Origin of the sequence: Paraburkholderia sp. J12 (assembly GCF_905220215.1) — a bacterium.
Taxonomy (GTDB): Bacteria; Pseudomonadota; Gammaproteobacteria; order Burkholderiales; family Burkholderiaceae; genus Paraburkholderia.
Window position 1 is genome coordinate 1 of record NZ_CAJMZC010000021.1, and the last position, 26,987, is coordinate 26,987.

25 protein-coding genes are annotated in these 26,987 nt (G+C 66.2%); 17 read left to right on the plus strand and 8 right to left on the minus strand.

The genetic code is table 11. The features are described from left to right. Nucleotides 1-56: 56 nt before the first annotated feature. Nucleotides 57-833: an enoyl-CoA hydratase gene (locus tag U5760_RS28930; protein WP_322015747.1), complete on the minus strand. Its 777-nt coding sequence runs from the start codon at nt 831-833 to the stop codon at nt 57-59. A gap of 138 nt (nt 834-971) precedes the next feature. Between U5760_RS28930 and paaN the strand changes: the two genes are divergently transcribed. The 5 genes from paaN to paaK all read left to right on the plus strand — a co-directional run bounded on the left by paaN (nt 972) and on the right by paaK (nt 6,725). Then, nucleotides 972-2,672, plus strand: a complete 1,701-nt coding sequence (paaN, locus tag U5760_RS28935; protein WP_322015748.1) for a phenylacetic acid degradation protein PaaN — start codon at nt 972-974, stop codon at nt 2,670-2,672. A gap of 97 nt (nt 2,673-2,769) precedes the next feature. Next, complete coding sequence (gene pcaF, locus U5760_RS28940) at nt 2,770-3,972, plus strand: 3-oxoadipyl-CoA thiolase (protein WP_322015749.1); 1,203 nt, start codon at nt 2,770-2,772, stop codon at nt 3,970-3,972. 67 nt (nt 3,973-4,039) lie between these two features. After that, on the plus strand, nt 4,040-4,831 hold the full coding sequence (gene paaG / locus U5760_RS28945; protein WP_322015750.1) for a 2-(1,2-epoxy-1,2-dihydrophenyl)acetyl-CoA isomerase PaaG: 792 nt from the start codon (nt 4,040-4,042) through the stop codon (nt 4,829-4,831). A gap of 1 nt (nt 4,832) precedes the next feature. Further along, nucleotides 4,833-5,306, plus strand: a complete 474-nt coding sequence (paaI, locus tag U5760_RS28950; RefSeq protein WP_415914197.1) for a hydroxyphenylacetyl-CoA thioesterase PaaI — start codon at nt 4,833-4,835, stop codon at nt 5,304-5,306. Between the two features lie 120 nt (nt 5,307-5,426). Continuing rightward, nucleotides 5,427-6,725, plus strand: a complete 1,299-nt coding sequence (gene paaK, locus U5760_RS28955; protein WP_322015752.1) for a phenylacetate--CoA ligase PaaK — start codon at nt 5,427-5,429, stop codon at nt 6,723-6,725. Nucleotides 6,726-6,817: 92 nt separating this feature from the next. Here paaK and U5760_RS28960 read toward each other — a convergent pair whose 3' ends face one another. Further along, nucleotides 6,818-8,122 carry a murein transglycosylase A gene (locus U5760_RS28960; RefSeq protein ID WP_322015753.1) on the minus strand — a complete coding sequence of 435 codons (1,305 nt, stop codon included), beginning with the start codon at nt 8,120-8,122 and terminating at the stop codon, nt 6,818-6,820. A gap of 85 nt (nt 8,123-8,207) precedes the next feature. Next, entirely contained in the window at nt 8,208-8,582 is a 375-nt protein-coding gene (gene apaG, locus U5760_RS28965) for a Co2+/Mg2+ efflux protein ApaG (protein ID WP_028208771.1), read from the minus strand. 203 nt (nt 8,583-8,785) lie between these two features. Between apaG and rpe the strand changes: the two genes are divergently transcribed. From rpe to U5760_RS29005, 8 genes are all read left to right on the plus strand, one after another. Next, the gene (rpe, locus tag U5760_RS28970) at nt 8,786-9,472 is read left to right on the plus strand and encodes a ribulose-phosphate 3-epimerase (RefSeq protein WP_322015754.1); all 687 of its coding nucleotides are present in this window, start codon (nt 8,786-8,788) and stop codon (nt 9,470-9,472) included. Continuing rightward, a complete protein-coding gene (locus U5760_RS28975; RefSeq protein ID WP_322015755.1) occupies nt 9,472-10,179 on the plus strand; it encodes a phosphoglycolate phosphatase in 708 nt (235 codons plus the stop codon). The genes rpe and U5760_RS28975 overlap by 1 nt, the downstream gene beginning before the upstream one ends. A 478-nt stretch (nt 10,180-10,657) precedes the next feature. Beyond that, nucleotides 10,658-12,148: an anthranilate synthase component I gene (gene trpE, locus U5760_RS28980; RefSeq protein ID WP_322015756.1), complete on the plus strand. Its 1,491-nt coding sequence runs from the start codon at nt 10,658-10,660 to the stop codon at nt 12,146-12,148. Nucleotides 12,149-12,162: 14 nt separating this feature from the next. Beyond that, on the plus strand, nt 12,163-12,738 hold the full coding sequence (locus tag U5760_RS28985) for an aminodeoxychorismate/anthranilate synthase component II (protein ID WP_322015757.1): 576 nt from the start codon (nt 12,163-12,165) through the stop codon (nt 12,736-12,738). 13 nt (nt 12,739-12,751) lie between these two features. Beyond that, nucleotides 12,752-13,798 (plus strand): anthranilate phosphoribosyltransferase, encoded by a 1,047-nt coding sequence (trpD, locus tag U5760_RS28990; protein WP_322015810.1) that lies wholly within the window; start codon nt 12,752-12,754, stop codon nt 13,796-13,798. A 36-nt stretch (nt 13,799-13,834) separates the two neighbouring features. Next, the gene (gene trpC, locus U5760_RS28995) at nt 13,835-14,620 is read left to right on the plus strand and encodes an indole-3-glycerol phosphate synthase TrpC (protein WP_322015758.1); all 786 of its coding nucleotides are present in this window, start codon (nt 13,835-13,837) and stop codon (nt 14,618-14,620) included. A 16-nt stretch (nt 14,621-14,636) separates the two neighbouring features. After that, on the plus strand, nt 14,637-15,263 hold the full coding sequence (locus U5760_RS29000; protein ID WP_322015759.1) for a CYTH domain-containing protein: 627 nt from the start codon (nt 14,637-14,639) through the stop codon (nt 15,261-15,263). Between the two features lie 96 nt (nt 15,264-15,359). Continuing rightward, entirely contained in the window at nt 15,360-16,316 is a 957-nt protein-coding gene (locus tag U5760_RS29005) for a uracil-DNA glycosylase (protein WP_322015760.1), read from the plus strand. A 107-nt stretch (nt 16,317-16,423) separates the two neighbouring features. On the opposite strand, the gene U5760_RS29010 is transcribed toward U5760_RS29005, so the two are convergent. The 4 genes from U5760_RS29010 to U5760_RS29025 all read right to left on the minus strand — a co-directional run bounded on the left by U5760_RS29010 (nt 16,424) and on the right by U5760_RS29025 (nt 21,157). After that, on the minus strand, nt 16,424-17,020 hold the full coding sequence (locus tag U5760_RS29010) for an FMN-dependent NADH-azoreductase (protein ID WP_322015761.1): 597 nt from the start codon (nt 17,018-17,020) through the stop codon (nt 16,424-16,426). A 205-nt stretch (nt 17,021-17,225) separates the two neighbouring features. Next, entirely contained in the window at nt 17,226-19,016 is a 1,791-nt protein-coding gene (locus U5760_RS29015) for a PDZ domain-containing protein (protein WP_322015762.1), read from the minus strand. Nucleotides 19,017-19,076: 60 nt separating this feature from the next. Next, nucleotides 19,077-19,805 (minus strand): DsbC family protein, encoded by a 729-nt coding sequence (locus tag U5760_RS29020; RefSeq protein WP_322015763.1) that lies wholly within the window; start codon nt 19,803-19,805, stop codon nt 19,077-19,079. Between the two features lie 179 nt (nt 19,806-19,984). Next, nucleotides 19,985-21,157, minus strand: a complete 1,173-nt coding sequence (locus tag U5760_RS29025) for a UbiH/UbiF family hydroxylase (protein ID WP_322015764.1) — start codon at nt 21,155-21,157, stop codon at nt 19,985-19,987. A 413-nt stretch (nt 21,158-21,570) separates the two neighbouring features. On the opposite strand from U5760_RS29025, the gene ychF reads away from it, so the two are divergent. The 4 genes from ychF (at nt 21,571) to U5760_RS29045 (ending at nt 26,321) form a co-directional block, all read left to right on the plus strand. After that, entirely contained in the window at nt 21,571-22,665 is a 1,095-nt protein-coding gene (gene ychF / locus U5760_RS29030; protein WP_322015765.1) for a redox-regulated ATPase YchF, read from the plus strand. A 97-nt stretch (nt 22,666-22,762) separates the two neighbouring features. Further along, a complete protein-coding gene (locus U5760_RS29035; RefSeq protein WP_322015766.1) occupies nt 22,763-23,062 on the plus strand; it encodes a DUF3761 domain-containing protein in 300 nt (99 codons plus the stop codon). Nucleotides 23,063-23,228: 166 nt separating this feature from the next. Beyond that, entirely contained in the window at nt 23,229-24,893 is a 1,665-nt protein-coding gene (ettA, locus tag U5760_RS29040; RefSeq protein WP_322015767.1) for an energy-dependent translational throttle protein EttA, read from the plus strand. A 219-nt stretch (nt 24,894-25,112) separates the two neighbouring features. After that, on the plus strand, nt 25,113-26,321 hold the full coding sequence (locus tag U5760_RS29045; RefSeq protein WP_322015768.1) for a DUF748 domain-containing protein: 1,209 nt from the start codon (nt 25,113-25,115) through the stop codon (nt 26,319-26,321). Nucleotides 26,322-26,356: 35 nt separating this feature from the next. On the opposite strand, the gene U5760_RS29050 is transcribed toward U5760_RS29045, so the two are convergent. Continuing rightward, nucleotides 26,357-26,980: an HAD family phosphatase gene (locus U5760_RS29050; protein ID WP_322015769.1), complete on the minus strand. Its 624-nt coding sequence runs from the start codon at nt 26,978-26,980 to the stop codon at nt 26,357-26,359. Between the last annotated feature and the right edge of the window lie 7 nt (nt 26,981-26,987).

Consider the following 26,987-nt stretch of genomic DNA (forward strand, 5'->3'; position numbering starts at 1 on the left):
GAAAGCGAAAAAAATTCACCTGCCGCCGTTGGCGAACGGCAGCAGGCTCTTGCGCACTACTTGTTCTTGAAGGCCGGCTTGCGCTTCTCCACGAACGCCGCCATCCCCTCTTTCTGATCCTCCGTCGCGAAGAGCGAATGGAACAGGCGGCGCTCGAAGTGCACCCCTTCGGCCAGCGTGGTTTCGTACGCGCGGTTCACCGACTCCTTAGCCATCATCACCGCCGGCAGCGAGTACTCGCTGATCGTGGCCGCCGCCGCAATCGCCTCGTTCAACAGGTCGGCCGCCGGAATCACGCGTGAGACGAGCCCTGCGCGCTCCGCTTCGGCCGCATCCATCATTCGCGCCGTCAGACACAGGTCCATTGCCTTGGCCTTCGAAACTGCGCGCGGCAGACGCTGCGTGCCGCCCGCCCCCGGAATCACGCCCAGCTTGATCTCAGGCTGGCCGAACTTCGCCGTATCCGCCGCAAAGATGATGTCGCACATCATGGCCAGCTCGCAGCCACCACCCAGGGCGAAGCCGGCTACTGCAGCGATGATCGGCTTGCGGATCGAGCGGATCGTCTCCCAGTTGCGCGTAATGTAGTCGCCCTTATAGACATCCATGAAGCTGTAGCTCGCCATCATGCCGATGTCGGCACCGGCCGCGAACGCTTTCTCGCTACCAGTGATGACGATCGTCCCGATACCTTCGTCCGCGTCGAACGCCTTCAGTGCCGCGCCCAGTTCATCCATCAGCGCATCGTTCAGCGCATTGAGCGCCTTCGGGCGATTAAGGGTGATCAAGCCGACTTTGCCGCGCGTCTCGACCAGGATGTTCTCGTACGCCATACGTCCTCCTTCCATCTATGAAAAGTCCCCCAAAAAAATTTTCACGCCGAACTTTGACTAATGCTAACATTTGCCAACCAACCGGTCGGTTAATTAATCGGCGCGGGCCTGGTTCAACCTCTCAATCTACGTTGCGCCATGACACATCCCTTGTTCGCCAGGCACGAGAGCGTGCTGCAAAAGGCGGTCGCCGCCATCGAGACCCGTGGCTACTGGAGCCCGTTCGCTGAAATGCCCAGTCCAAAAGTGTACGGGGAAACCGCCAGTGCCGAAGGTGAAGCCGCATTCAAGGCGCACCTGAACCATACGTTCGAACTCGACCAGCCGACCACCGGTGCAACCGTCGGCAGCGAAGCCTCGCCGTTCGGCTTCTCGCTGGGCGCACGCTATCCCGAGGCCTCACCCGAGCAGTTGATCGCAGCCGCTCAGACAGCGCAGCGCGACTGGCGCGCCGCCGGTCCGCAAGCGTGGGTGGGTGTCAGTCTCGAAATCCTCGAACGTCTGAACCGCGCAAGCTTCGAGATCGCCTACAGCGTCATGCACACCACGGGTCAGGCGTTCATGATGGCCTTCCAGGCCGGTGGCCCCCACGCCCAGGACCGCGCGCTCGAAGCCGTGGCCTATGCCTGGGACCAGTTGCGCCGCATTCCCGCCGATACGCATTGGGAAAAACCGCAAGGCAAGAACCCGCCGCTCGCCATGCACAAGCGCTACACGGTCGTGCCGCGCGGCACCGGCCTCGTGCTCGGCTGCTGCACGTTCCCGACCTGGAACGGCTACCCTGGCCTGTTCGCCGATCTCGCGACCGGCAATACCGTCATCGTCAAACCGCACCCGGGCGCGATCCTGCCGCTCGCAATCACCGTGCGGATCGCGCGCGAGGTCCTGCGCGAGGCCGGTTTCGACCCGAACGTAGTTACGCTGCTCGCCACCAACCCCAACGACGGCGCGCTCGTTCAATCGCTCGCAGTGCGCCCCGAAATCAAGCTGATCGACTTCACCGGCAGCACGCAGAACGGCGACTGGCTCGAACAGCACGCTCATCAAGCGCAGGTGTACACCGAGAAGGCCGGCGTCAACCAAATCGTGATCGACTCGGTGGACGACCTGAAAGCAGCTGCGCGCAATATCGCCTTCTCGCTGTCGCTTTACTCGGGCCAGATGTGCACGGCGCCGCAAAACATCTATGTGCCGCGCGACGGCATCCGCACGGCCGAAGGCCACCTGAGCTTCGAAGCCGTTGCTCAGGCGATCGCGGGCGCCGTCACGAAATTCGTGGCCGATCCGGCCCGCGCCGTCGAAGTGCTCGGCGCGATCCAGAACGAAGGCGTCACGGCGCGTATCGACGAAGCGCGCACGCTGGGCACGGTGCTGGCCGAAAGCCAGACACTCGAACATCCGCAGTTTTCCGGCGCGCGCGTGCGCACACCGCTCGTGCTCTCGCTCGACGCCGCCCGCGACGCAGCCTCGTTCACGCGCGAATGGTTCGGCCCGATTTCGTTCGTGATCGCCACCGATTCGACCGCGCAGTCGCTCGAACTGGCCGGCTCGATCGCCCGCGACCACGGCGCGCTCACGCTCTCCGTCTATAGCACTGACGACGCGGTCGTCGAAGCCGCCTATGAAGCCGCGATCACCGGCGGCGTGGCGCTTTCGATCAACCTGACGGGCGGCGTGTTCGTCAACCAGTCGGCAGCCTTCTCGGACTTCCACGGCACGGGCGCCAACCCCGCAGCGAACGCAGCACTGGCCGATGCCGCCTTCGTGGCAAACCGCTTCCGCGTGGTTCAAAGCCGGGTCCATGTTGAACCGAAAGCCGCTCCGGTGGTAGCCGGCTGAACGGCCTATGCCGTTTGGCCGAATAGAACCTGACTCGCCATCCCTCTAGCATGTATGGCATGAGCGCACTCCCGCGCTCGTGCCTCAGGAAACCGAGATGACCGAAGCCTATATCTGCGACGCGATCCGCACCCCGTTCGGCCGCTACGGCGGTGCACTGAAAGACGTCCGGGCGGACGACCTGGGCGCCGTGCCGATCCGCGCACTCATCGAGCGCAACCCGGGCGTGGACTGGCGCGTGCTCGACGACGTGCTGTACGGCTGCGCCAACCAGGCCGGCGAGGACAACCGCAACGTCGCGCGCATGTCCGCCCTGCTCGCGGGCCTGCCGACCGACGCCCCCGGCGCCACGATCAATCGCCTGTGCGGCTCGGGGCTCGACGCCGTCGGCAGCGCCGCGCGCGCGATCAAGGCGGGCGAGGCCAGCCTCATGATCGCGGGCGGCGTGGAAAGCATGACGCGCGCGCCCTTCGTCATGGGCAAAGCGGCATCGGCATTCGCGCGAGACGCCAGCATCTATGACACCACCATCGGCTGGCGTTTCGTCAATCCGCTGATGAAACGCGATTACGGCATCGATTCGATGCCCGAGACGGCGGAGAACGTCGCCGTCGAGTTCGGCATCGGCCGGGCCGACCAGGACGCATTCGCGCTGCGCAGCCAGCAAAAGGCTGCCCGCGCACAAAAAGACGGCACGCTCACCGCGGAAATCGTGGCCGTGGAAATCGCGCAGAAGAAAGGCGATCCGGTCCGCGTCGCGCTCGACGAACACCCGCGCGAGACGTCGCTCGAAGCACTGGGCAAGCTCAAGGGCGTCGTGCGCCCCGACGGCACGGTCACGGCAGGCAATGCGTCGGGCGTGAACGACGGCGCGTGCGCATTGCTCATCGCCAACGAGGCCGCCGCCAGCCAGTACGGCCTGCGCCGCCGCGCCCGCGTGCTCGGCATGGCAACGGCCGGCGTCGCGCCCCGCATCATGGGCATTGGGCCGGCCCCCGCCACGCAGAAGCTGCTGAAGCAGCTCGGCATGACGCTCGATCAGTTCGATGTAATCGAGCTCAACGAGGCTTTCGCGTCGCAAGGGCTCGCCGTGCTGCGCCAGCTCGGCCTGAAAGACGACGACGCGCGCGTCAATCCTAACGGTGGCGCGATCGCGCTGGGCCATCCGCTCGGCGCCTCCGGTGCGCGGCTCGTGACCACGGCCCTGTACCAGCTGGAGCGCACCAACGGACGTTATGCGCTCTGCACGATGTGTATCGGCGTTGGCCAGGGCATCGCCCTCGCCATTGAACGCCTCTGATCCGAACGCAACTATCGGCCGGCCGCCGGGCGTAACACGGCGGCCTTGGAGCTGCAGGAGACAACCGGTGCCCTACGATTCGATCCGCGTCGAAACCGACGCATCCACACGCGTGGCGACAATCACGCTCAACCGCCCCGACAAGCTCAATAGCTTCACGCGCGCGATGCACCGCGAGCTTGCGGTCGCGCTCGACGAAGTGGTCGCCGCCGGCGCCCGCGCGCTGGTGCTGACCGGCGCGGGCCGCGGCTTCTGCGCAGGTCAGGACCTCGCGGATCTCGACTTCACACCCGGCGCGATGACGGACCTCGGCACGCTGATCGACGAGCATTTCAATCCGCTCATCAAACGCCTGCAGGCGTTGCCCATGCCCGTGATCGCCGCTGTCAACGGCACTGCGGCGGGCGCCGGAGCCAATCTCGCGCTCGCCTGCGACATCGTGCTCGCCGCACGCTCCGCGAGCTTCATTCAGGCCTTCGTCAAGATCGGCCTCGTGCCCGACTCCGGCGGAACGTGGTTCCTGCCGAAACGCGTCGGCATGGCACGCGCACTGGGTCTCGCCATGACCGGTGACCGCCTCTCAGCCGAAAAGGCCGAGAGCTGGGGACTCGTCTGGCAAGTCACCGAAGACGCCGACCTCGCGGCCACCGCCACCGCGCTCGCCGCGCAACTCGCAAAGCAGCCCACCCGCGCCATCGTCGCGACACGCGAAGCGATGCGCGCCTCGGCCACCCAAACGCTCGACCAGCAGCTCGATCTCGAACGCGACCTGCAGCGCGAACTCGGCGCGTCATACGACTACGCCGAGGGCGTTCAAGCGTTCCTGGAAAAGCGCGCACCGCGCTTCGAGGGCCGCTGAAATGTCCGCGCAAACGCCCACACCGCGCCTCGAAATCGCCGGTATGTCTCCCGATGAGCTCGCCCGCGCCACCGCCCAGGCCATGTACGACGCCGACGCCTGCAGCCGTGCACTGGGCATCGAACTCCTCGAAGTGCGCGCAGGTTACGCGCGCCTTTCCATGGCCGTGCGACCCGAATTCTTGAACGGCCATCAGATCTGCCACGGCGGCCTGATCTTCACGCTCGCCGATTCCACGTTCGCGTTCGCCTGCAATTCGTACAACGTGAACACCGTCGCGGCCGGCTGCTCGATCGAGTTTCTGCGCCCCGTCCAGCCGGACGACGTGCTCACCGCCGAAGCCGTCGAACAGATTCTCTCGGGACGCAACGGCGTCTACGACATCTGCGTCACGAACCGCGCGGGCGAAACCGTCGCGCTCTTCCGGGGCAAGTCCGCGCAAATTCGCGGCAACGTCATTCCGGTTGCGGAGTAAGCGGGAATCCCCACGGCTTTTCAACGTATCCACGCCATCCACGTATAGAACCCAAGGCCCAGCCTTGCATGGGGCCAGAGTCAACGCCCAAGCCCACTCTGGCCGACACAGGAGACATCGATGACTACCACGCTGCCGCTCGAACCCATCGAAAAGGCGAGCCGAGACGAACTTGCGGCACTTCAGCTCGAACGGCTGAAATGGTCGCTCAACCACGCTTACGAGAACTCGCCGGTCTATCGCCGCAAGTTCGACGAGGCAGGCGTTCATCCGTCGCAGCTCCAGTCGCTCTCCGACCTCGGCCGCTTTCCGTTTACGACCAAGAAAGACCTGCGCGACAACTACCCGTTCGGGATGTTCGCCGTGCCGCAGGAGCAGATCTCGCGCATTCACGCTTCGTCCGGCACCACCGGCAAGCCGACCGTGGTCGGCTACACCGCGCGCGACATCGACACCTGGGCCAATCTGGTTGCACGTTCGGTGCGTGCATCGGGCGCACGGCGCGGCGACAAGGTCCACATCAGCTACGGCTACGGGCTCTTCACGGGCGGCCTCGGCGCGCACTATGGCGCCGAACGCGCTGGCCTCACGGTGATCCCGTTCGGCGGCGGCCAGACCGAGAAGCAGGTTCAGCTGATCCAGGACTTCCGCCCCGACATCATCATGGTCACGCCGAGCTACATGCTGGCAATCGCCGATGAAATGGAGCGCCAGGGCATCGATCCGGCCAGTTGCTCGCTGCGCATCGGCATCTTCGGCGCCGAGCCGTGGACCAACGACATGCGCGCGGCCATCGAGCAGCGCATGGGCATCACTGCGGTCGACATCTACGGGCTTTCGGAAGTGATGGGCCCGGGCGTGGCTTCGGAGTGCGCCGAAACCAAGGATGGCCCCACCATCTGGGAAGACCACTTCTACCCGGAAATCATCGATCCGGAGACGGGCGAAGTGCTGCCCGACGGCGAGTTCGGCGAACTGGTGTTCACCTCGCTCACCAAGGAGGCGCTGCCGATCGTCCGCTACCGCACGCGCGACCTCACGCGTCTTTTGCCTGGCACCGCGCGCACGATGCGTCGCATGGAAAAGATCACAGGCCGCTCGGACGACATGCTCATCATCCGTGGCGTGAACGTGTTCCCGACGCAGATCGAAGAGCTGTTGCTCAAGCAGCCTGCACTGGCGCCGCACTACCAGATCGTGCTGACCAAGGAAGGTCCGCTCGATGTGATGGCGCTCAACGTCGAACCGTGCCCGGAAAGCGCACCCGACGGCGCGGCGCTCGATAAGGCGCGCAACGCACTCGCCTACGACATCAAGGCGCTGATCGGCGTGACCGCCCTTGTGAACGTGCTGGAGGTGAACGGCATCGAGCGCTCGGTGGGCAAGGCGCGTCGCGTCATCGACAAACGCCCGAAGTAAGCCCCCGGCGTTTGCGGCGAATAGCCGGACATCACACGCACCAAAGCAAAAGCCGGCACATGCCGGCTTTTTCGTTCAGCTCGAACCTGGGCTCACGAGTTCGGAAACAGCAGCCACATCCGGCCGCCCTGCTTCATCTTGCCGGCCAGATCGCCCGCATCGTCGCCGAGGCCCCAGAAGTAGTCGGCACGCACGCCGCCCTTGATCGCCGTCCCGGTATCCTGCGCGAACACGAGGCGGTTAAGCGGCGTATTCGTCAGCGGCCGCGTGGTCTGCAGGAAGACCGGCGTGCCGAGCGGAATCGACGAGGGATCCACGGCAATCGATCGCTCCGGCGTGAGCGGCACGCCGAGCGCGCCGACCGGGCCGTCGGCACCGCCCTGCGACGAGCCCTCGGAACCCGGCATTTCGCGGAAAAAGACGAAGCGCGGATTCGTGTCGAGCAGCGCGTCCACGCGCGAGGGATTCGCCCGCGCCCAGGCCTTGATGCCCTGCATCGTAGCCTGCGCCGGCGTGAGTTCGCCACGGTCGAGCAGCCACTTGCCGATCGAGCGGTACGGCTGATTGTTGGTCCCGCCAAAGCCCACGCGCATGACGCTGCCGTCTTCCATCACGACACGCCCCGACCCCTGCACCTGCAGGAAGAAAGCTTCGATCGGATCGTCTACCCAGACGAGTTCGTTGCCGTCGAGCACGCCCGAGCGCTCGAGCTGCGCGCGAGGCGGCAGCGGCGTGCCCGCGCGATAGCCGGACGGCCAGCGGTAGAGCGCCGTCTGATAGACGCCGTGGCGCGTGCGCGAGCCATGCAGCAGCGGCTCGTAGTAGCCGGTCACGAGGCCGTCGAGCGTTCCGTCGTTGTTGGCGAACTGGTAAGGCGTAAAGTAGGTTTCGAAGAAGGTCCGGGCGCTTGCCAGATCGAGGTCGTCGAGCTGCGAGGCGGCTGCGCAGGCGCGCTGCCAGCGCGGATCGCGCGCGAGGCGCGTGCAGTTCGCGCGCAGCGCCGCGGTCGCGCCGATCAGCGAATCGTCCTGCCAGCCCGGCACCTGTTGCCAGGCGACCGGCGTGAGGCGGGCCGCCGCGATCTGTCCAGGCACATAGGGCGTTCCCGCCGGCGGCGAGGTCCGCACGTAGCTCGGGCCGCCGCACGCGGCCAGCAGCGCCGCCAGCGTGGCCGCCCCCAGCCAGCCGGCCACGCGGCCGATGGTCCGCCGCGTCGCGCCCGCAGGCGCATCGTCATGCTTGCTGCTGAAGCCGGGCATCAACCCGGAAAACTGCCCCAAATCGCGCATACAATGCTTGTTCTCGATGGATACCGCTATGTCCGATCTGCTCGACGAATACCCGATGCTCATGTTTGGGCTGGAAGCGCTGATCGCGCTATTCCTGCTGGTTTTCATCGTGGTGTGGACCGCATCGGGCAGGAAGAAACGCGCCCCGCACGACCGGCGTCAGGACTAGCAGACTGCAAACGGGCACTACGGTTCAATGAAGTGTGCGCGGCATGCGCAGAACGAACTCGGGAACGGGCGCCTCGAAGCGCTCGGCGTCCTCGGCCACGCAGAAGTACTCGCCGCGCATGGTGCCCACGGGCGTCGCGATCACGGCCCAGCTCGTGTACTCGAACTGTTCGCCGGGCTTGAGGAGCGGCTGATGACCCACCACGCCCAGCCCCTTCACTTCCTGCACGTGGTTTTCGCTGTCGGTGATCACCCAATGGCGCGCGATCAGTTGCGCGCTCACCTGCCCCGTGTTGCGAATGGTCAGCGTGTAGGCGAACGCATATTGCCGGCGCTCGGGGTCCGATTCTTCGGGCAGGTAGCGCACCTGCGACGTCACGCTGAATTCGTACTGGCTCATCCTGATTCCGGTCGATAAGGCGGGCGCGGCAACGTCGCGCACGCTCCGCGCACCAAGGCGGCGCAGGCATCCTGCCCTGCCGGGCATATGGTTTGGCATTCTGCTTCATGCGGCGGGTGCCCGCAACCCGGCGCGCATAGGGGCTCGCCCGGGCAGTCGGCGGTAAAATGGCGTTTTTCCGTCTATCCGCACGCCATCTCGCCATGAAGCCATTCCACATCGCCCCCAGCATCCTGTCCGCCGACTTCTCGCGCCTTGGCGAAGAAGTCCGTAACGTCGTCGCGGCGGGCGCCGACTGGATTCACTTCGACGTGATGGACAACCATTACGTGCCGAACCTCACCATCGGCCCGCTCGTGTGCGAGGCGATCCGCCCGCACGTCGACGTGCCGATCGACGTTCACCTGATGGTGCGCCCCGTGGACCGCATCGTGCCCGACTTCGCCAAGGCGGGCGCGAACGTGATCAGCTTTCACCCGGAAGGCTCGGACCACATCGACCGCACGCTCTCGCTGATCCGCGACCACGGCTGCAAGGCCGGCCTCGTCTTCAATCCGGCCACGCCGCTCAATTACCTCGACTACGTCATGGACAAGCTCGATCTCGTGCTGATCATGTCGGTAAATCCGGGCTTCGGCGGCCAGTCGTTCATTCCCGAGGCGCTCGTCAAGCTGCGCGAGGCGCGCGCGAAGATCGACGCCTACCGCGAGCGCACCGGCCGCGAGATCCATCTGGAGATCGACGGCGGCGTGAAGATCGACAACATCGCCGAAATCGCGGCGGCCGGCGCCGATACTTTCGTCGCCGGTTCGGCGATCTTCGGCAAGCCCGACTACAAGGCCGTGATCGACCAGATGCGCGCGCAGCTCGCCACGGTCGGGCAAGCGTGATGGGCGCGGCGATCACCTTTGCGGCGCCGCGCATCGAGGCGGCGCTGATCGACCTCGACGGCACCATGGTCGACACCGCCGACGACTTCGCCGCGGGCCTGAACGGCATGCTCGCCCAGTTCGACGCCGAGGAAACCACGCGCGAAGAGGTGATGGGCTATGTGGGCAAGGGCTCGGAGCATCTGATCAAAAGCGTGCTCGCGCCGCGCTTTACCGCCGACGACGCCCAGTTGCGCTTCGAAGAAGCGCTCGCGCTCTACCAGGACGAGTACGCGAAGATCAACGGTCGGCACACGCACCTGTATCCGGGTGTCGAAGCCGGCCTCGCGGCGCTGCGCGAGGCCGGCGTGCGGCTTGCCTGCGTGACCAACAAGCCGCACAGCTTTGCCGTCGAGTTGCTGCAGCAGTACGGCCTCTCGCGCTACTTCGAGGTCGTGTTGGGCGGCGACAGCACGCCTGCGAAGAAGCCCGATCCGCTGCCCATGCTGACTGCGTGCGAACGCCTCGGCGTGAAGCCGCAGGCGGCGGTGGCAATCGGCGATTCGGATAACGACGCACTCGCGGGCCGCGCGGCCGGCATGGCGACCCTCACGGTGCCCTACGGCTACAACCATGGCCAGCCTGTGCAAAATATCGATTCGGATGGTATAGTGGCCACGCTGCTCGACGCCGCCAAGGCGATCGCGGCACACAATGACCTGACCTAAGTTATCCACTTAACGTCTCTTTTCCTCATGTTTCTGAATAAAAAACGGAGTCTGAGCAGCATCGACCGGGGAGCTTGGCCCTGGCGTCGCTGGTCGCGCTAACCTCTCCCGAGGTTTGCTGAGTTCGAGCCAGAAACTCGTTTTCAGCCCCGTTTTTTATGTCGCTGCGCACTCGCGCGTGTCTCGTTTCTAAACTGTTGCGGTAACTCCCCCGTCGGCTGGCTGGCCGTTGGCGTTCGTTGTCCTGCATGTCGCTTCGTCTTACCCGGCGAAGCGCGCAGCGCAGAGCGGATTGCCGTGCCACCCGGGCGGTCGAGTAACATCCGCACATCGGCGCCCTGCTTCAAGACCCAGGGCGCCGGGAACACGAGCGAGCGCCGGCCCAGCAAGGCCCCAACAAGGCATCCACAAGCCGCCATCGCGCTCACCGCCGCGCCCTTTCAGAGCCGCGACCGGCCCGCACGAACAGGATCGGAACATGACCGAACTCGAATTCCAGTCCCTCGCCAACGAGGGCTACAACCGCATCCCGCTGATCGCCGAAGCTCTCGCCGATCTCGAAACGCCGCTCTCGCTGTATCTGAAGCTGGCACACGAGCGCGGCGGCGCGAACTCGTTCCTGCTGGAGTCCGTGGTGGGCGGCGAGCGCTTCGGGCGCTACTCGTTCATCGGCCTGCCCGCACGTACGCTGATCCGCACGCGCAACGGGGTCAACGAAGTCGTGCGCGATGCTCAGGTGATCGAAACGCACGAAGGCGATCCGCTCGAATTCATCGCTCAGTTCCAGGCGCGCTTCAAGGTCGCACAGCGCCCCGGCCTGCCGCGCTTCTGCGGCGGCCTCGCGGGCTACTTCGGCTACGACGCGGTGCGCTACATCGAGAAGAAACTCGCCGATACCGCCCCGCCCGACGATCTCGGCCTGCCCGACATCCAGTTGCTGCTGACGGAAGAAGTCGCCGTCATCGACAACCTCGCGGGCAAGCTCTACCTCATTCTCTACGCCGATCCGCAAACGCCCGAGGCCTACACGAAGGCGAAGCAACGTCTGCGCGAACTGAAGCAGCGCCTGCGCACGACCGTGCAGCCGCCCGTGACCTCGGCGAGCGTGCGCACCGAAACCTTCCGCGAGTTCAAGAAGGACGACTACCTCGCCGCCGTGCGCAAGGCCAAGGAATACATCGCCGCGGGCGAGCTGATGCAGGTGCAGGTGGGCCAGCGCCTCACCAAGCCCTATCGCGACAATCCGCTGTCGCTCTACCGCGCGCTGCGCTCGCTCAATCCGTCGCCGTACATGTACTACTACAACTTCGGCGAATTCCACGTGGTGGGCGCTTCGCCGGAGATCCTGGTGCGCCAGGAAAAGCGCGGCGAGGACCGTATCGTGACGATCCGCCCGCTTGCGGGCACGCGAGCGCGCGGCAACACGCCCGAGCGCGACGCGGAACTCGCCACCGAACTGCTCAACGATCCGAAGGAAATCGCCGAGCACGTGATGCTGATCGATCTCGCGCGCAACGACGTGGGCCGCATCGCCGAAATCGGCTCGGTGGCCGTGACCGACAAGATGATCATCGAAAAGTACTCGCACGTGCAGCACATCGTGAGTTCGGTCGAGGGCAAGCTCAAGCCCGGCATGAACAACTTCGACGTGCTGCGCGCGACCTTCCCCGCCGGCACGCTCTCCGGTGCGCCGAAGGTGCGCGCAATGGAGCTCATCGACGAACTGGAGCCCGTGAAGCGCGGCCTCTACGGCGGTGCGGTCGGCTATCTCTCGTTCAACGGCGAGATGGACCTCGCGATCGCGATCCGCACCGGCCTCATCCACAACGGCAATCTGTATGTGCAGGCCGCCGCGGGCGTGGTGGCGGATTCGGTGCCCGAGTCCGAATGGCAGGAGACCGAAAACAAGGCGCGCGCCGTGCTGCGCGCCGCCGAGCAGGTGCAGGACGGCCTCGACAGCGACTTCTGAGCGGGAGAAAAGACATGTTGCTCATGATCGACAACTACGATTCGTTTACCTACAACATCGTCCAGTACTTCGGCGAGCTCGGCGAAGACGTCCACACGTACCGCAACGACGAAATCACGATCGACGACATCGCGAAGCTGAACCCCGAGCGCATCTGCCTCTCGCCGGGCCCGAGCAACCCGCAGCATGCGGGCATCACGCTCGACGTGCTGCGCGAATTCGCCGGCAAGACGCCCATACTCGGCGTGTGCCTCGGCCATCAGGCGATCGGCGAGGCCTTCGGCGGCCGCGTCGTGCGCGCGAAAACCATCATGCACGGCAAGGTGAGCCAGATCGAAACCGACTGCAAAGGCGTGTTCGCCGACCTGCCGAAGCACTTCGACGTGACGCGCTACCACTCGCTCGCCATCGAGCGCGAATCGCTGCCCGACTGCCTCGAAGTTTCAGCCTGGACCGAGGACGGCGAGATCATGGGCGTGCGCCATCGCGAGCTGGCCGTCGAGGGCGTGCAGTTCCACCCCGAGTCGATCCTCTCCGAGCACGGCCACGCGCTCTTCGAGAATTTCCTCAAGCAGACGAAGCGCGCTTGATACGGAGGCGGACATCATGATTACCCCGCAGGAAGCGCTGCAACGCACGATCGAGCACCGCGAGATCTTCCACGACGAGATGCTGCACCTCATGCGCATGATCATGCGCGGCGAGCTTTCGCCGGTGCTCTCGGCGGCGATCATCACGGGCTTGCGCGTGAAGAAGGAAACCATCGGCGAGATTGCCGCCGCCGCGACCGTCATGCGCGAATTTGCGAATCACGTGGACGTGAAGGACAACTCGAACTTCATCGACATCGTGGGCACGGGCGGCGACGGTTCGCATACGTTCAACATCTCCACCGCGTCGATGTTCGTCGTCGCGGGGGCCGGCGCGAAGGTAGCCAAGCACGGCAATCGCGGCGTATCGAGCAAGTCGGGCAGCGCGGACGTGCTCGAAGCGCTCGGCGTGAACATCGACCTGCAGCCCGACCAGGTGGCGGCCTCCATCGCGGAAACGGGCATGGGCTTCATGTTCGCGCCCAACCATCACCCGGCCATGAAGAACATCGCGGCCGTGCGCCGCGAACTGGGCGTGCGCACCATCTTCAACATCCTCGGCCCGCTCACCAATCCGGCCGGTGCGCCGAACCAGTTGATGGGCGTGTTCCACGCCGATCTCGTGGGCATCCAGGTCCGCGTGATGCAGCGCCTGGGCGCGAGACACGTGCTCGTCGTGTACGGCAAGGACGGCATGGACGAGGTGTCGCTCGGCGCGGCCACGCTCGTCGGCGAACTCAAGGACGGCGAGATTCGCGAGTACGAGATCCATCCCGAAGACTTCGGCATGCAGATGGTGTCGAACCGCACGCTGAAGGTCGAGAACGCCGAGGAATCGAAGGTGATGCTGCTCGGCGCGATCTCGAACGAGTCGGGCGTCGCTACGTCGGGCGTCGCGCGCGAAATCGTCGCGCTGAATGCGGGCACGGCTCTCTATTCGGCGAACGTGGTGGACTCGATCGCCGACGGCATCGTGCTCGCGCGCGAAACCATCGCGAGCGGCCGCGCACGCGCCAAAGTCGATGAACTGGTACGCTTCACCCAACAGTTCAAACGCTGACGCATTACTGATCCCACACTGTTTTGGCAAGCCATCATGAGCGACATCCTCGAAAAGATCATCGCGGTCAAGCGTGAAGAAGTGCGCGCCGCGCAACAGAGCGCGCCGCTCGAAGAGCTGCGCCTCGCGGCGGCCTCGCGCGATCTGCGCGATTTCGTCGGCGCGTTGCGCGCGAAACACGCGAACGGCGAGGCGGCCGTGATCGCCGAGGTGAAGAAGGCGAGCCCCTCGAAAGGCGTGCTGCGCGAGCACTTCGTCCCGGCCGATATCGCGCGCTCCTACGCCAGACACGGCGCGGCGTGCCTTTCGGTGCTGACCGACGTGCAGTTCTTCCAGGGCAGCACGGCGTATCTCGAAGCCGCGCGCGCCGCGTGCACGCTGCCGGTGCTGCGCAAGGACTTCATCGTCGATCCGTACCAGATCCTCGAAGCCCGCGCGATGGGCGCCGACGCGATCCTGCTGATCGCCGCCGCGCTCGATCCGGGCCAGATGCGCGAGCTCGAAGCGTATGCGCATTCGCTCGGCCTCGCGGTGCTCGTGGAAGTGCACGACCGCGACGAACTCACCCAAGCGCTCACGCTGAAAACGCCGCTCATCGGCATCAACAACCGCAATCTGCGCACCTTCGAAACGACGCTGCAGACGACCATCGACATGCTCGACGACGTGCCGGAAGAGCGCATCGTCGTGACCGAGTCGGGCATTCTCTCGCGCGCAGACGTCGAAAAGATGCGCGCGCTTTCCGTGCATACGTTCCTCGTGGGCGAGGCGTTCATGCGCGCGGAGCATCCGGGCGCGGAACTCGCCCGCATGTTCTTCTGATAGCGGAGCGCGAGCCATGGGCATCGAGCGGGAAATCAAGCTCGCGCTGCCGCGCGAACAGGTCGAGGCCGCGCTGCGTCTCTTCGAAGCGCGCTCGGGCAAGGCGGGGCATGCCGTGCGCCTCGAAAACATCTACTTCGACACGCCGTCGCTCACGCTCGCGCGCGCGAAAAGCGCGCTGCGGCTGCGCCGCACGCCCGACGGCTGGCTGCAGACGTTCAAGACCGTGGGCCAGGCGCAAAACGGCCTGCACGCACGGCACGAATGGGAAATGCCGGTCGCGGGTGAAGCGCTGGAAACCGGGCGGCTCCTGCACGAATGCGATGAGGCCGGCGTGGCCACGGCGCTCTCCGAGGCCGCACCCGCGCTGATCGCCCTCTTTCGCACCGACTTCACCCGCACGCTGTGGATGCTTTCGGTCGACGGCGCGGAAATCGAGGCGGCGATCGATCAGGGCGAGATCACGGCGAACGTGAACGGTCAGCCGCGAAGCGCGCCGATCTGCGAAATCGAACTGGAACTGAAAGCGGGCGACGAAGCGGCGCTGCACACGCTCGCGGCGCAGCTTTCGGCCGAACTGCCGGGCCTCGCCCCCGACGATATCAGCAAGGCGCAACGCGGCTACCGGCTGCGCGAAGGCTGAGCGCAGCCCGCGAACAACCCGCAAGCCGGGTGCAATACCGCGCAATACGGGCTGGCGCATTGAAACGCCGCCCGTTTGCTGCGACACTTCCCGCCCATGACTTCCACGAAACGCACGCGCGCGGCGGTTCCGGCACAAGCCTCGCTCTTCGAAGACGACCTGCCGGACACGGCCGAGGACTCGCTCGACGACCCGCTCGCGCCCGAAGTCGATCCGCGCCAGATCACGATCTTCTCGCTGCTCGACGACGAGCCGGCGCCCGCCACGCTCCCCCAGGCCGCCATGCCCCGCACCGCTCCCGCCTCTCCCGCTGTTGCCGCTACCCAAGCGTCCATCCCGCGCCTCGAAGACCAGTTCGCCGCGCTACCCGCCGCGTGGCGCGATCTGCTCGCGCCGTTCACGGCGAGCGACGCCTACGGGCCGCTGTGCCGTTTCGTCGATGAAGAGCGCGCCGCGGGCAAGACCGTCTATCCGGCCGACGTGTTCCGCGCGCTGCGCCTCACCTCGCCCGACGACGTGAAGGTCGTGATCCTCGGCCAGGATCCGTACCACGGCGAAGATCGCGGCACACCGCAGGCCCACGGACTCGCGTTTTCAGTCCCGCCTGCCGTGCGACCGCCGCCGTCGCTGCGCAATATCTTCAAGGAGATCGCGGCGAGCCTCGGCATCGAAGCGCCGCCGCACGGTTGCCTCGACGCGTGGGCGCGCCAGGGCGTGCTGCTGCTCAACACCGTGCTGACGGTCGAGCGCGCCAACGCGGCAAGCCACGCGAAGCGCGGCTGGGAACGCTGCACCGACACGCTGATCCGCGAACTCGCCGCCCGCCACGACCATCTCGTGTTCATGCTGTGGGGCGCCCATGCGCAGGCCAAGCGCGCGCTCGTCGAAGGGCAGCCGCACTGCGTGCTGGAAGCGCCGCATCCTTCGCCGCTCTCGGCGCATCGCGGCTTTCTGGGCTGCGGGCATTTTGCGCAGGCCAACGCCTACCTCGAATCGCAGGGCCGCAAACCCATCGACTGGCGTCTGCCCGACGAGGCCGAAGTGCTCGCCTGAAGCCGGCGCCAGGCGGTTGTGCCGGGCAATAAAAAACGCCACGAAATCACTTTCGTGGCGTTTTTTTTGGCAATCGCAGCGCCCTGGGGCGCCGCCTCACCCGGCATTTACGCCGCGGCGATCGCCTCACGCGCGCTCGCCAGTGCGGCGCCCGCCACTTCCGGACCCATGTTCAGGCCTTCGGCGTAGATGAAGTTCACGTCCGTCATGCCGAGGAAGCCGAGGAACGACTTCAGGTACGGCGTCTGGCTGTCGTGCGGAGTGCCCTGGTACTTGCCGCCGCGCGCCGACACCACGAACACCTTCTTGCCCTTCACGAGGCCTTCGGGGCCGGTTGCGGTGTAGCGGAAGGTGATGCCTGCGCGCGCGATCCAGTCGAAGTAGGTCTTGAGCTGCGACGAAATCCCGAAGTTGTACAGCGGCGCGCCGATCACGATGATGTCCGCGGCCTGCAGTTCGGCGATCAGCGCTTCGCTGCGCGCGGCGATGGCTTGCTGCTCCGGCGTGCGCTGCTCGGCCGGCGTGAAGAACGCGCCCAGCACGGCGTCGTCGAGGTGCGGCAGCGGCTCGGCTTGCAGGTTGCGCGTGACGACCTTGGCGCCAGCGTTCGATTGTTGCAGCTTGTTCGTCAATTCGTTGACGAGCAGCGTCGATTGCGCGCCTTGCGAGCGGGCGGCCGAGTTGACTTGCAGGATCGTGGTCATGGTGACTCCTTCGGGGTTGGGGTGCGCGGCGTTGCGCGAGTGAAGGCATTGTGTTTTTTTACGGCGCCCCGAAAAAGTAGTCCGCCGATGACGGATTGTTGCAACGATAGAACAATCGTCGGCATGAAAAAAAACGGTGCGGGTTGTGACACCCGCACCGTTTTTCGTCTGACCTTTACACGCTAAAGCGTGGGTCCGGTCCCACTCAGACCGCCAGCCAGCGCTCGCGCAGCCCGCGCGGCCCGGGGCGCTTGTCCGCCGCGCTCAGCTTGTAGCGGACAACGTCCGGCGCATCGAGCGTGAGGCGCGCGACCCGCAGTTCGTCGCGGCGGAACGCGTGGATTTCCACCTTCGCCCCCGGTTGATAGCGCGAAAGCAGGCTGTCGAGGTTCGCGCCCGTCACGCGCAGTCCGTCGAGCGCCACCAGCGCGTCGCCGGCGGAGAGGCCGGCTTTCTGCGCCGCGCCGCCCTCGTACACCACCGCTAGCGTCGCATCGGCGCCGCCGCGCAGGCGCGCGCCGAGCGAGGGCTTCGCACCGCGCTCGGGCTCGCCTTCGAGCGTCACGCCGAACGGCTCCAGCAGCGCAGCCAGCGGCAGGTCGCGCGTGCCGCGCACCGCGTCGGCAAAGAGGCCGCCCAGCCACACGCCGGTCGCCTCGGCGATCAGCGACTCCACGTCGTCCTCGCCCACGCCCACCGGCTTGCCGCGGTAGAAGTCGCGCCCGTAGCGCTGCCACAGGAGGCGCATCACGTCGTCGAGCGACTTGCGGCCGCCCGTTTCGGCACGGATCGTGAGGTCGAACGCGAGCGCCACGAGCGAGCCCTTCGTGTAGTAGCTCACGATGGCATTCGACGCGTTCTCGTCCTGGCGATAGTACTTGACCCACGCGTCGAACGAGCTTTCCGCGACGCTCTGCTTCAGGCGCCCCGCGCCGCGCAGCACGCCGCCGATCGTCTTGCCGACGAGGCCGAAGTAGTCGTCGACGGAAATGAGGCCGCTCCTCACGAGCATCAGGTCGTCGTAGTACGACGTGAAGCCTTCGAAAAGCCACAGGAGCGAGGTGTAGTCCTCGCGCGTGAGGTCATACGGCACGAACGCGGCCGGCTTGATGCGCTTCACGTTCCAGGTGTGGAAGTACTCGTGGCTGCACAGGCCCAGATACGTGCGATAGCCCTCGCTCATCTCGGGCTTGCCCTTCACCGGCAGATCCGTGCGATTGCAGATCAGCGCGGTGGAGGCGCGGTGCTCGAGGCCGCCGTAACCGTCGCTCACGGCCTGCGTCATGAACACGTAGCGTTCCATCGGCGCGCGCTTCGTGCGCGGCTCGAAGAGCGCGATCTGCGCTTCGCAGACCTTCTGCAGATCGTTCGCGAGACGCTCGGTGTCGAGGCCGACCACGCGGCCCGCGATCACGATATCGTGCGGCACGCCGTGCGCCTTGAAGCTCGCGAGCGTGAAGTCGCCGAGCGTCACCGGATGGTCGATCAGTTCGTCGTAGCCCGAGGCCACGTATTCGCCGAAGCCATAGCGCTTGGTGCCGCGCGCCTCCGCCATGGCGGTCGCGACGCGCCAGTGGCGATACGCGTGGCCGTCCGGGCGCTGGATATCGACGATGCACTGCGCCTCTTCATGGCCGAGCGCCGCGAGAAACACGCTCGTACCGTTGAAGAAACCAACGGTGTCGTCCAGATGCGCCGCCCGCACCGAGAGGTCCCACGCGTACACCTCGTAGCGCAGCGTGAGCGCGCCCTTCACCGGCGCCGCCTGCCACGTATGCTTGTCGGTCTTGGTCACGCGCACCTTGCGGCCCGCGTCGTTGAACGCGCGAAGCGTGACGATGTTGCGGGCGAACTCGCGCACCATGTAGCTGCCCGGAATCCACACGGGCAGCATGACGCGCTGCCCTTCCGGTGCGGGGTCCTCGATGGTGAGCGTCACCTCGAACAGGTGCGCGGCGGGATTCTTCGGAACGATGGTGTATCGGATCGGCTTCATCGGCGGGATAGGCAAAAAAAGACCGGCCGCATCGAGCGGCCGGTGGGGTGATGCGTGGGCTTAGTGCGCCTCGCCCAGCTCGCGTTCGAGCCGGTCGGCGGAGACCGCGCCGGGCAGGCGGCGCCCGTCGGCGAGGATCACGGTGGGCGTGCCGGTCACGTTAATTTTCGCGCCGAGCGCGAGATTGCTGTCGATCGCGGCAGTGTTGCAGGTGCCGGCGGCCGAAGGCGCCTGGCGGTTCAGCATCCACGATTCCCATGCCTTCGCGCGATCCGACGAACACCAGATCGACTTGGCCTTCACCGTCGAATCTGCCGAGAGGACCGGATAGAGGAAGGTGTAGACCGTCACGTTGTCGATCGACTTGAGGGTGTTTTCGAGCTGGTGGCAGTACGGGCAGTTCGGATCCGAGAACACCGCGATCTTGCGGCTGCCGTTGCCTTTCACCACCTTCACCGCGTTCGCGAACGGCAGGCTCGCGAAATCGATGCGGTTCAGGTCGGAGAGGCGCGCGTCGGTGAGATTGCGGCGCGTCTTGGTGTCGACGAGGTCGCCGATCAGCACGTAGTCGCCGTTCGCGTCGCTATAGATGATCTGCGAGCCGAGGTTCACCTCGTAGAGGCCGGCCACGGGCGACTTCGTGATGCCCTTGATGTCGGTGTCCGAGCCGAGGCGCGCCTGCAGCGTAGCCTTGAGCTTGTCGGTGACCTGGTCGGCCTCGGCCGAGCAGCCGAGCAGCGTGGCCGCCGCCGCGAGAACAAACGCGGCAATCCGGATTCGTTTTTGCATGACTTGCTTCCTGATTCTGGCGCGTGCGGTTTGCGCGCGCCGGTGTTCCGTTCGTGTAACGGTTGCCCTGGGTGCCATCCCGTGGATTCGGCCATTCTGACGCCGCACGGCGGCCTCAGCAACCGCCGGCGCAACCGCTGTTCCCATTGCACCGCAACAGCCGTGGCCTTGACCGCGGCCTAACCCAGTGCCGACGCAACCAGCCAGCGCTTGAGGAGAGGCTGGGCGCCCACGAAGGCCATGCCGGTGTTGCGCACGGCCTGCGCAATCGTACCGGGAATCGCGAACAGGCGTTGCAGGCCGTCGGTAGCGACGACGAGCTTGCGGATGTCCTCGCGGCGGCCGCGCTCGTAGCGACGCAGGAGCACGGTGTCGCCGAGGTCGCGGAACGGCTCTTTCTGCGCGATGACGTCGGCGAGCGCCGCCACGTCGCGCAGGCCCAGATTCACGCCCTGGCCCGCGAGCGGGTGGATGAGATGGGCGGCATCGCCCACCAGCGCCACGCGCGGAGCGATCAGGCGATCCACGGTCTGCAGCGCGAGCGGGAAACCGCGCGCGGGGGTCACGCATTCGAGCGTACCCACCTGTTCCTGGGTCACGCGTTCGACTTCGGCGGCGAGCTGCTCCGGATCGAGCCGCAGCAGCGCTTCCGCATGCTGCGTCTGCGCCGACCAGACGAGCGACACATGCTGATCCGGGAGCGGCAGGAGCGCGACGATCTCGCCGTCCCTGAACCACTGGTAAGCGGTTTCGCCGTGCGGGCGCGCGGCGCGGAAATTCGCGACCACGCCTGACTGGTGATACTCGCGCCGCTCCACTTTCGAGCCGATCTGCGCGCGCACCCACGAGTGCGCGCCATCGGCGCCGAGCGCGAGATCGGCTTCGAGCGTGCGGCCGTTGGCGAGCCCGATCACGGCGGCGTGCGGCTTGACGTCGAGCGTCTGGGCGCGCGCGTCGATCCACGTGAGGTTGGGCTGGAAATGCAGCGCCGAGTCGAGCGCGCGCTCGACCACCGACGATTCGGCGATCCACGCGAGCTGCGCCACCGACGCCTGGTAGGCCGAAAAGTGCAGCTCGGCGGCGGCGTCGCCGAAAACGCGCATGTCATAAACCGGGGTAAGGCGCGCCGGGTCGATGGCCTGCCAGACCCGCAGCCGCTCGAACAGCGCCTGGGAGCTGCGCGAAAACGCGTAGACGCGCGCGTCGAAGACGGCGCCGGCGGCCAGCGGCGCGCAGGGCTGCGCGAGCAGCGCGACGCGCAGGCCGCTCTGGGTCAGCGCGAGCGCCGCCGACTTGCCGACGAGCCCGCCGCCGATCACGGCGACGTCGAAGGTCTGGTTGGATGCAGTCATGCGCGCATTATAGCTGCGGGGCACCGCCTGAAAGGGCCGGGTGAACCGGGCGGCACGGGCGGGCCGCCCTTGTGCTGCGCGGCGGCACAAGACCGCCCGGCGGCCTTGAGCGGGCGCCGCAGCCGCCGAAGGGACACGCGCCCGAACGCGCGGTTCATTGCCGCAGGCGCCGCCCCGGCACGCACTGCGGCATCCCCCCCACGCCGCGCGCGCGGCGAAGGCTCCCGCGCAAGGCGAACCCGCGCCCGGACAAGGTTACAATTACGGTTTCGAGCGGCCCGAGCCGCTCTCCCGACGTGCCGCCCGTGCGCTCCCCGCGCGCAGGGCCCGAGCGCCCCGCAGGCGCTGGCCGGCACTGGCAGACACCCCATCCGGCGAGCCGCACGTCCCCACCCTGACAAGCAGAGAATTTCATGAGCCTCAAATGCGGCATCGTCGGCTTGCCCAACGTCGGCAAGTCCACCCTGTTCAACGCGCTGACCAAGGCGGGCATCGCCGCCGAAAACTATCCGTTCTGCACGATCGAGCCGAACGTCGGCGTGGTCGAAGTGCCGGATCCGCGCCTCGCAGCGCTTTCGGACATCGTCAAACCCGAGCGCGTCGTGCCGGCCGTGGTCGAGTTCGTCGATATTGCGGGCCTCGTCGCGGGCGCGAGCAAGGGTGAAGGGCTCGGCAACCAGTTCCTCGCGAACATCCGCGAAACCGACGCGATCACGCACGTCGTGCGCTGCTTCGAAGACGAGAACGTGATCCACGTGGCGGGCAAGGTCGATCCGCTCGCCGACATCGAAGTCATCAATACCGAACTCGCGCTCGCCGACCTCGGCACCATCGAAAAGTCGCTCACGCGCTACGCGAAGGCCGCCAAATCGGGCAACGACAAGGAAGCGGCGAAGCTCGTCGCCGTGCTGGAAAAGGTGCGTGCGCAACTGGATCAGGCAAAGCCCGTGCGCGCGCTCAGCCTGAACGAAGACGAACAGGCGCTCCTCAAGCCGTTCTGCCTGATCACGGCGAAAAAGACGATGTACGTCGCGAACGTGAAGGAAGACGGCTTCGAGAACAACCCGCACCTGGAAGCGGTGCGCAAGTACGCCGAAGCGGAAGGCTCACCGGTCGTGGCCGTGTGTGCCGCGATCGAAGCCGAAATCGCCGACCTCGACGACGAAGACAAAGCCGCGTTCCTCGCCGACATGGGCATGGAAGAGCCGGGCCTCGACCGCGTGATTCGCGCGGGCTTCACGCTGCTCGGCCTGCAAACGTACTTCACGGCGGGCGTGAAGGAAGTGCGCGCGTGGACCATCCACATCGGCGACACCGCGCCCCAGGCGGCCGGCGTGATCCACACCGACTTCGAGCGCGGCTTCATCCGCGCGCAGACCATCGCCTACGCCGACTACATCCAGTACAAGGGCGAAACCGGCGCGAAGGAAGCCGGCAAGATGCGCGCCGAAGGCAAGGAATATGTCGTGCACGACGGCGACGTGATGAACTTCCTGTTCAACGTCTAGTTCGGTCCGTTCTCGTGAAAGCCCGCTTTCGAGCGGGCTTTTTTGTGTCCGCCCCAAGCGTTGCCGAACAAAGGCAAATCCACCAACGATAAGAAACATGAGACTTCATACCCCGCTGCCCGCAGCGCGCATCGCCGCCGCCCTGCTACTGTCGCTTTCCGTCATCGCTCCCGCCTACGCCTACCAGCCGCCCAACGCCACACCCAACGAAAGCGATCTCGACAATCACGGCACCTATCAGAACCGCGACGGCGAAACGGTCCATTCTCCGGCCCATACGCGCTCGGGCAAAGCGCCCGAAGGCGCGAGCGCACGCTGCCGCGACGGCACCTACAGCTTCAGCCGCCATCACAGCGGCACCTGCTCCCACCACGGCGGCGTCGCCCAATGGTTGTAGTCCCCGCCGCCGCGGGCCGGACCGCCGTCCGGATTCACTCCCCGGTCGCCCGCGCCCCGTACAATAGCGGTTTGCGCTTCACCCCAATTCGCGGTCCGGCGCGGCGCCTGCAAGCGCAAAGCCCGCGTCCCGCCCCCTTTTTCTTCCCGTTTCCAAAGACACTCTCATGGCCCAATACGTCTTCACCATGAACCGGGTCGGCAAGATCGTGCCGCCCAAGCGCCAGATCCTGAAAGACATCTCGCTGTCGTTTTTCCCGGGCGCGAAGATCGGCCTGCTCGGTCTGAACGGCTCGGGCAAGTCCACGCTCATCAAGATCATGGCCGGCGTCGACAAGGACATCGAAGGCGAAGCCACGCCGATGCCCAATCTCAACATCGGCTATCTGCCGCAGGAGCCGCAGCTCGACCCGGAAAAGACCGTGCGCGAAGCGGTCGAAGAGGGTCTCGGCGACGTGTTCAACGCCCAGAAGAAGCTCGACGAGATCTACGCCGCCTACGCGGAGCCGGACGCCGACTTCGACGCACTCGCCGCCGAGCAGGCGAAGTACGAGGCGATTCTCGCGACGACCGATGGCAGCGCCGAGCAGCAGATCGAAATTGCCGCCGACGCGCTGCGCCTGCCGGCCTGGGACGCCAAGATCGGCAATCTGTCGGGGGGCGAAAAGCGCCGCGTCGCGCTGTGCAAGCTGCTGCTCGAAAAACCCGACATGCTGCTGCTGGACGAGCCGACCAACCACCTCGACGCCGAATCGGTCGAGTGGCTCGAGCAGTTCCTCACGCGCTTCCCGGGCACCGTGGTCGCCGTGACCCACGATCGCTACTTCCTCGACAACGCCGCCGAGTGGATTCTCGAACTCGACCGCGGCCACGGCATTCCCTGGAAGGGCAACTACTCCAGCTGGCTCGACCAGAAGGACGAGCGCCTGAAGCAGGAAGAAGCGACGGAATCGGCGCGCCAGAAGGCCATCAAGAAGGAACTGGAGTGGGTGCGCCAGAACCCGAAGGGTCGCCAGGCGAAGTCGAAGGCGCGTATCGCGCGCTTCGAGGAGCTGTCGAGCACGGATTACCAGAAGCGCAACGAAACGCAGGAAATCTTCATTCCGGCGGGCGAGCGCCTCGGCAACGAAGTCATCGAATTCAAGAACGTCAGCAAGTCGTACGGCGACCGCCTGCTGATCGACAACCTGAGCTTCAAGATTCCGGCCGGCGCCATCGTCGGTATCATCGGGCCGAACGGCGCCGGCAAGTCCACGCTGTTCCGCATGCTCACGGGCAAGGAGCAGCCGGATTCGGGCGAGATCGTGCAGGGCCCGACGGTCAAGCTCGCCTACGTCGACCAGAGCCGCGACGCGCTGGCCGCCGGCAAGACCGTGTTCGAGGAAATCTCGGGCGGCGCGGACGTGCTGACGGTGGGCAAGTACGAAACGCCGTCGCGCGCGTACATCGGCCGCTTCAACTTCAAGGGCGGCGACCAGCAGAAGATCGTCGGCAACCTCTCGGGCGGCGAGCGCGGCCGTCTCCATCTGGCCAAGACGCTGATTTCGGGCGGCAACGTCCTGCTGCTCGACGAACCGTCGAACGACCTCGACGTCGAAACGCTGCGCGCACTCGAAGATGCGCTGCTCGAATTCGCGGGCTCGGTGATGGTGATCTCGCACGATCGCTGGTTCCTCGACCGCATCGCCACGCACATCCTCGCGTTCGAAGGCGACTCGCAGGTGACGTTCTTCGACGGCAACTACCAGGAGTACGAAGCCGACAAGATCAAGCGTCTCGGCGAAGAAGCCGCACGGCCGAAGCGTCTGCGCTACAAGCCGATCAGCCGCTAAATCGAGGCGGAACCGAAGCGGACGGCGACCGGCCGACGGCGCATCGTTGCGTCCCCGGTCCTCGCGGCGAACGGCAGCCCACGGGCTGCCGTTTTTTCTGGCATGCGCGGCACGGCGGTTGCTCGAAACCCGTTACGCTGTGCCCGTTGCTCCAGGCGGGGTCACACGGCAAGCGCCCCCCGCTCCCGCTTCGTCCACTTCCTGCACGAGGTGTTTCGCATGACGTCGCCGCCCACCCATCGCACACTCCCCCGCTTCGCCCTCGTCGCGGCGATCGTCGTGGCGGTGCTCATACTGGGCGCGCTCGGCGGCCTGTACCTGCTGCAGCGCGAAGCGAAGGCGCGCGTGGCCGAGGCGCTCGCCCCCATCGGCACGGCGGGCAGGATCGACGTGGCGTTCACGCTCAGCTCGGTCGAGCTTTCCGACGTGCACCTCAAAGCGCCGCCAGGCTGGCCGACCGCCGACACCCTGCACGCGGCGCGCATCACCATCACGCCCGACCTGCGCGCGTTCCTCGCGCACCGCATCCATATTCGCGACGTCACGGTGCACGGCTTCACGATGAACGTCCTGCGCCGCGCAGACGGCTCGATCCAGATCATGCCGAATCTGCGCGGCAGCGTAGGAAACACCGGAGCGCCGCCGGCTTCCGGCGCCCCGGCATCCTCGGCATCCTCGGCATCCTCGGCATCCTCGGCATCGACATCGTTGCCTGCCGAAAAACTCATCGACCACGTCGCCTTCGAAGTGGGCGAATTCGTGTTCTACGACCGCAGCGTGAGCAACCCGCCCTATCGCGTAACGGTGAGCGACGCCAACGCCACGGTCGATCACATTCATCTGCCCGCGCTCGCCGAGCCGACGCAGATCGCGGTGACGGGCGCGATCAAGGGACCGCAGCATACGGGGCAGGTGTCGTTTCGCGGCTGGGTGCGCATCGCGAGCAAGGATTCGCAGACCACCACGACGCTGCGCGGCGTCGATATCTCGACGCTCGATCCCTGGTTGCTGAGGAAGACAGGCACGAAGGCGCGCGTGACCGGCGGCACGCTCGATCTCGACATCACCTCGACGGTGAACGCCTACCGCCTGCACGCACCGGGCACGATCACACTGCATCAGCTGCAGCTCGCGCCCAGCAGCGATCCGCTCGACACCTTTCTCGCCATTCCCACGCGCATCGCCGTGGCTGCGCTAAAGGCGCACAACGGCGACATCACGCTGCATTTCGTGCTGGACGGGAATTTGCGCGACCCGAAGTTTCACCTCGACGAAAACCTGACGACGGATCTGCGGGCGGGCTTTGCGAAAGCGCTGGGCGTGAGCGCGGAGGGCGTGGTGCAGGGCGCGGGCCAGACCGCGAAGGGCCTCACGGACGCGCTGCGCAATCTGCTGGGCGGCGGTGGAAGCACAGCGCAGCCGAAGTAGCCGGCGCGACCGGCGCAACCCGCGCGCCGGTTGCGTCAGACCGGCAGGCCCAGCTCGCGCAGACGGGCGTCGGTGGCATCGTTGCTCGTGTGATGCACGCCGTGCCAGCCGAGCGCCGTGGCGGCTTCGGCGTTATGGCGGTTGTCGTCGATGAAGACGAGTTCTTCGGGCCGCACGCCCGGCAACTGGGCCTCGATGCGGCGAAACATCTCGTGGAAGATGGCCGGGTCGGGCTTCACGAGCTTCACGCGCCCCGACACCACGATGTCACGGCAGCGCCGCAGCACGCCGAAGCGCTCCCACGCCCAGGGAAAGGTTTCCGCAGACCAGTTCGTCAAGCCGAAGAGCGGCACGCCGGCCGCCTCGAGCCGCTCGAAAGTCGCCACGCCGCCTTCGAGCAGCCCGCCGACCATCTCGTGCCAGCGCGCGTAAAACGCACGGATCAGCGCCTCGTGCCCGGGAAACTTCGCGACGAGTTCTTCGGTGCCCTCGGCGATCGGCTGGCCGCCGTCCTGGCGCACCACCCAGTCCATCGTGCAGACGTGGGTGAAAAACCAGCGGCGCTCGTCGGCGTCCGGGATCAAGTGGCGATACAGATACTCCGGGCTCCAGTCCACGAGCACGCCGCCGAAATCGAACACCACTGCCTTGATCGCCATCGCCGCC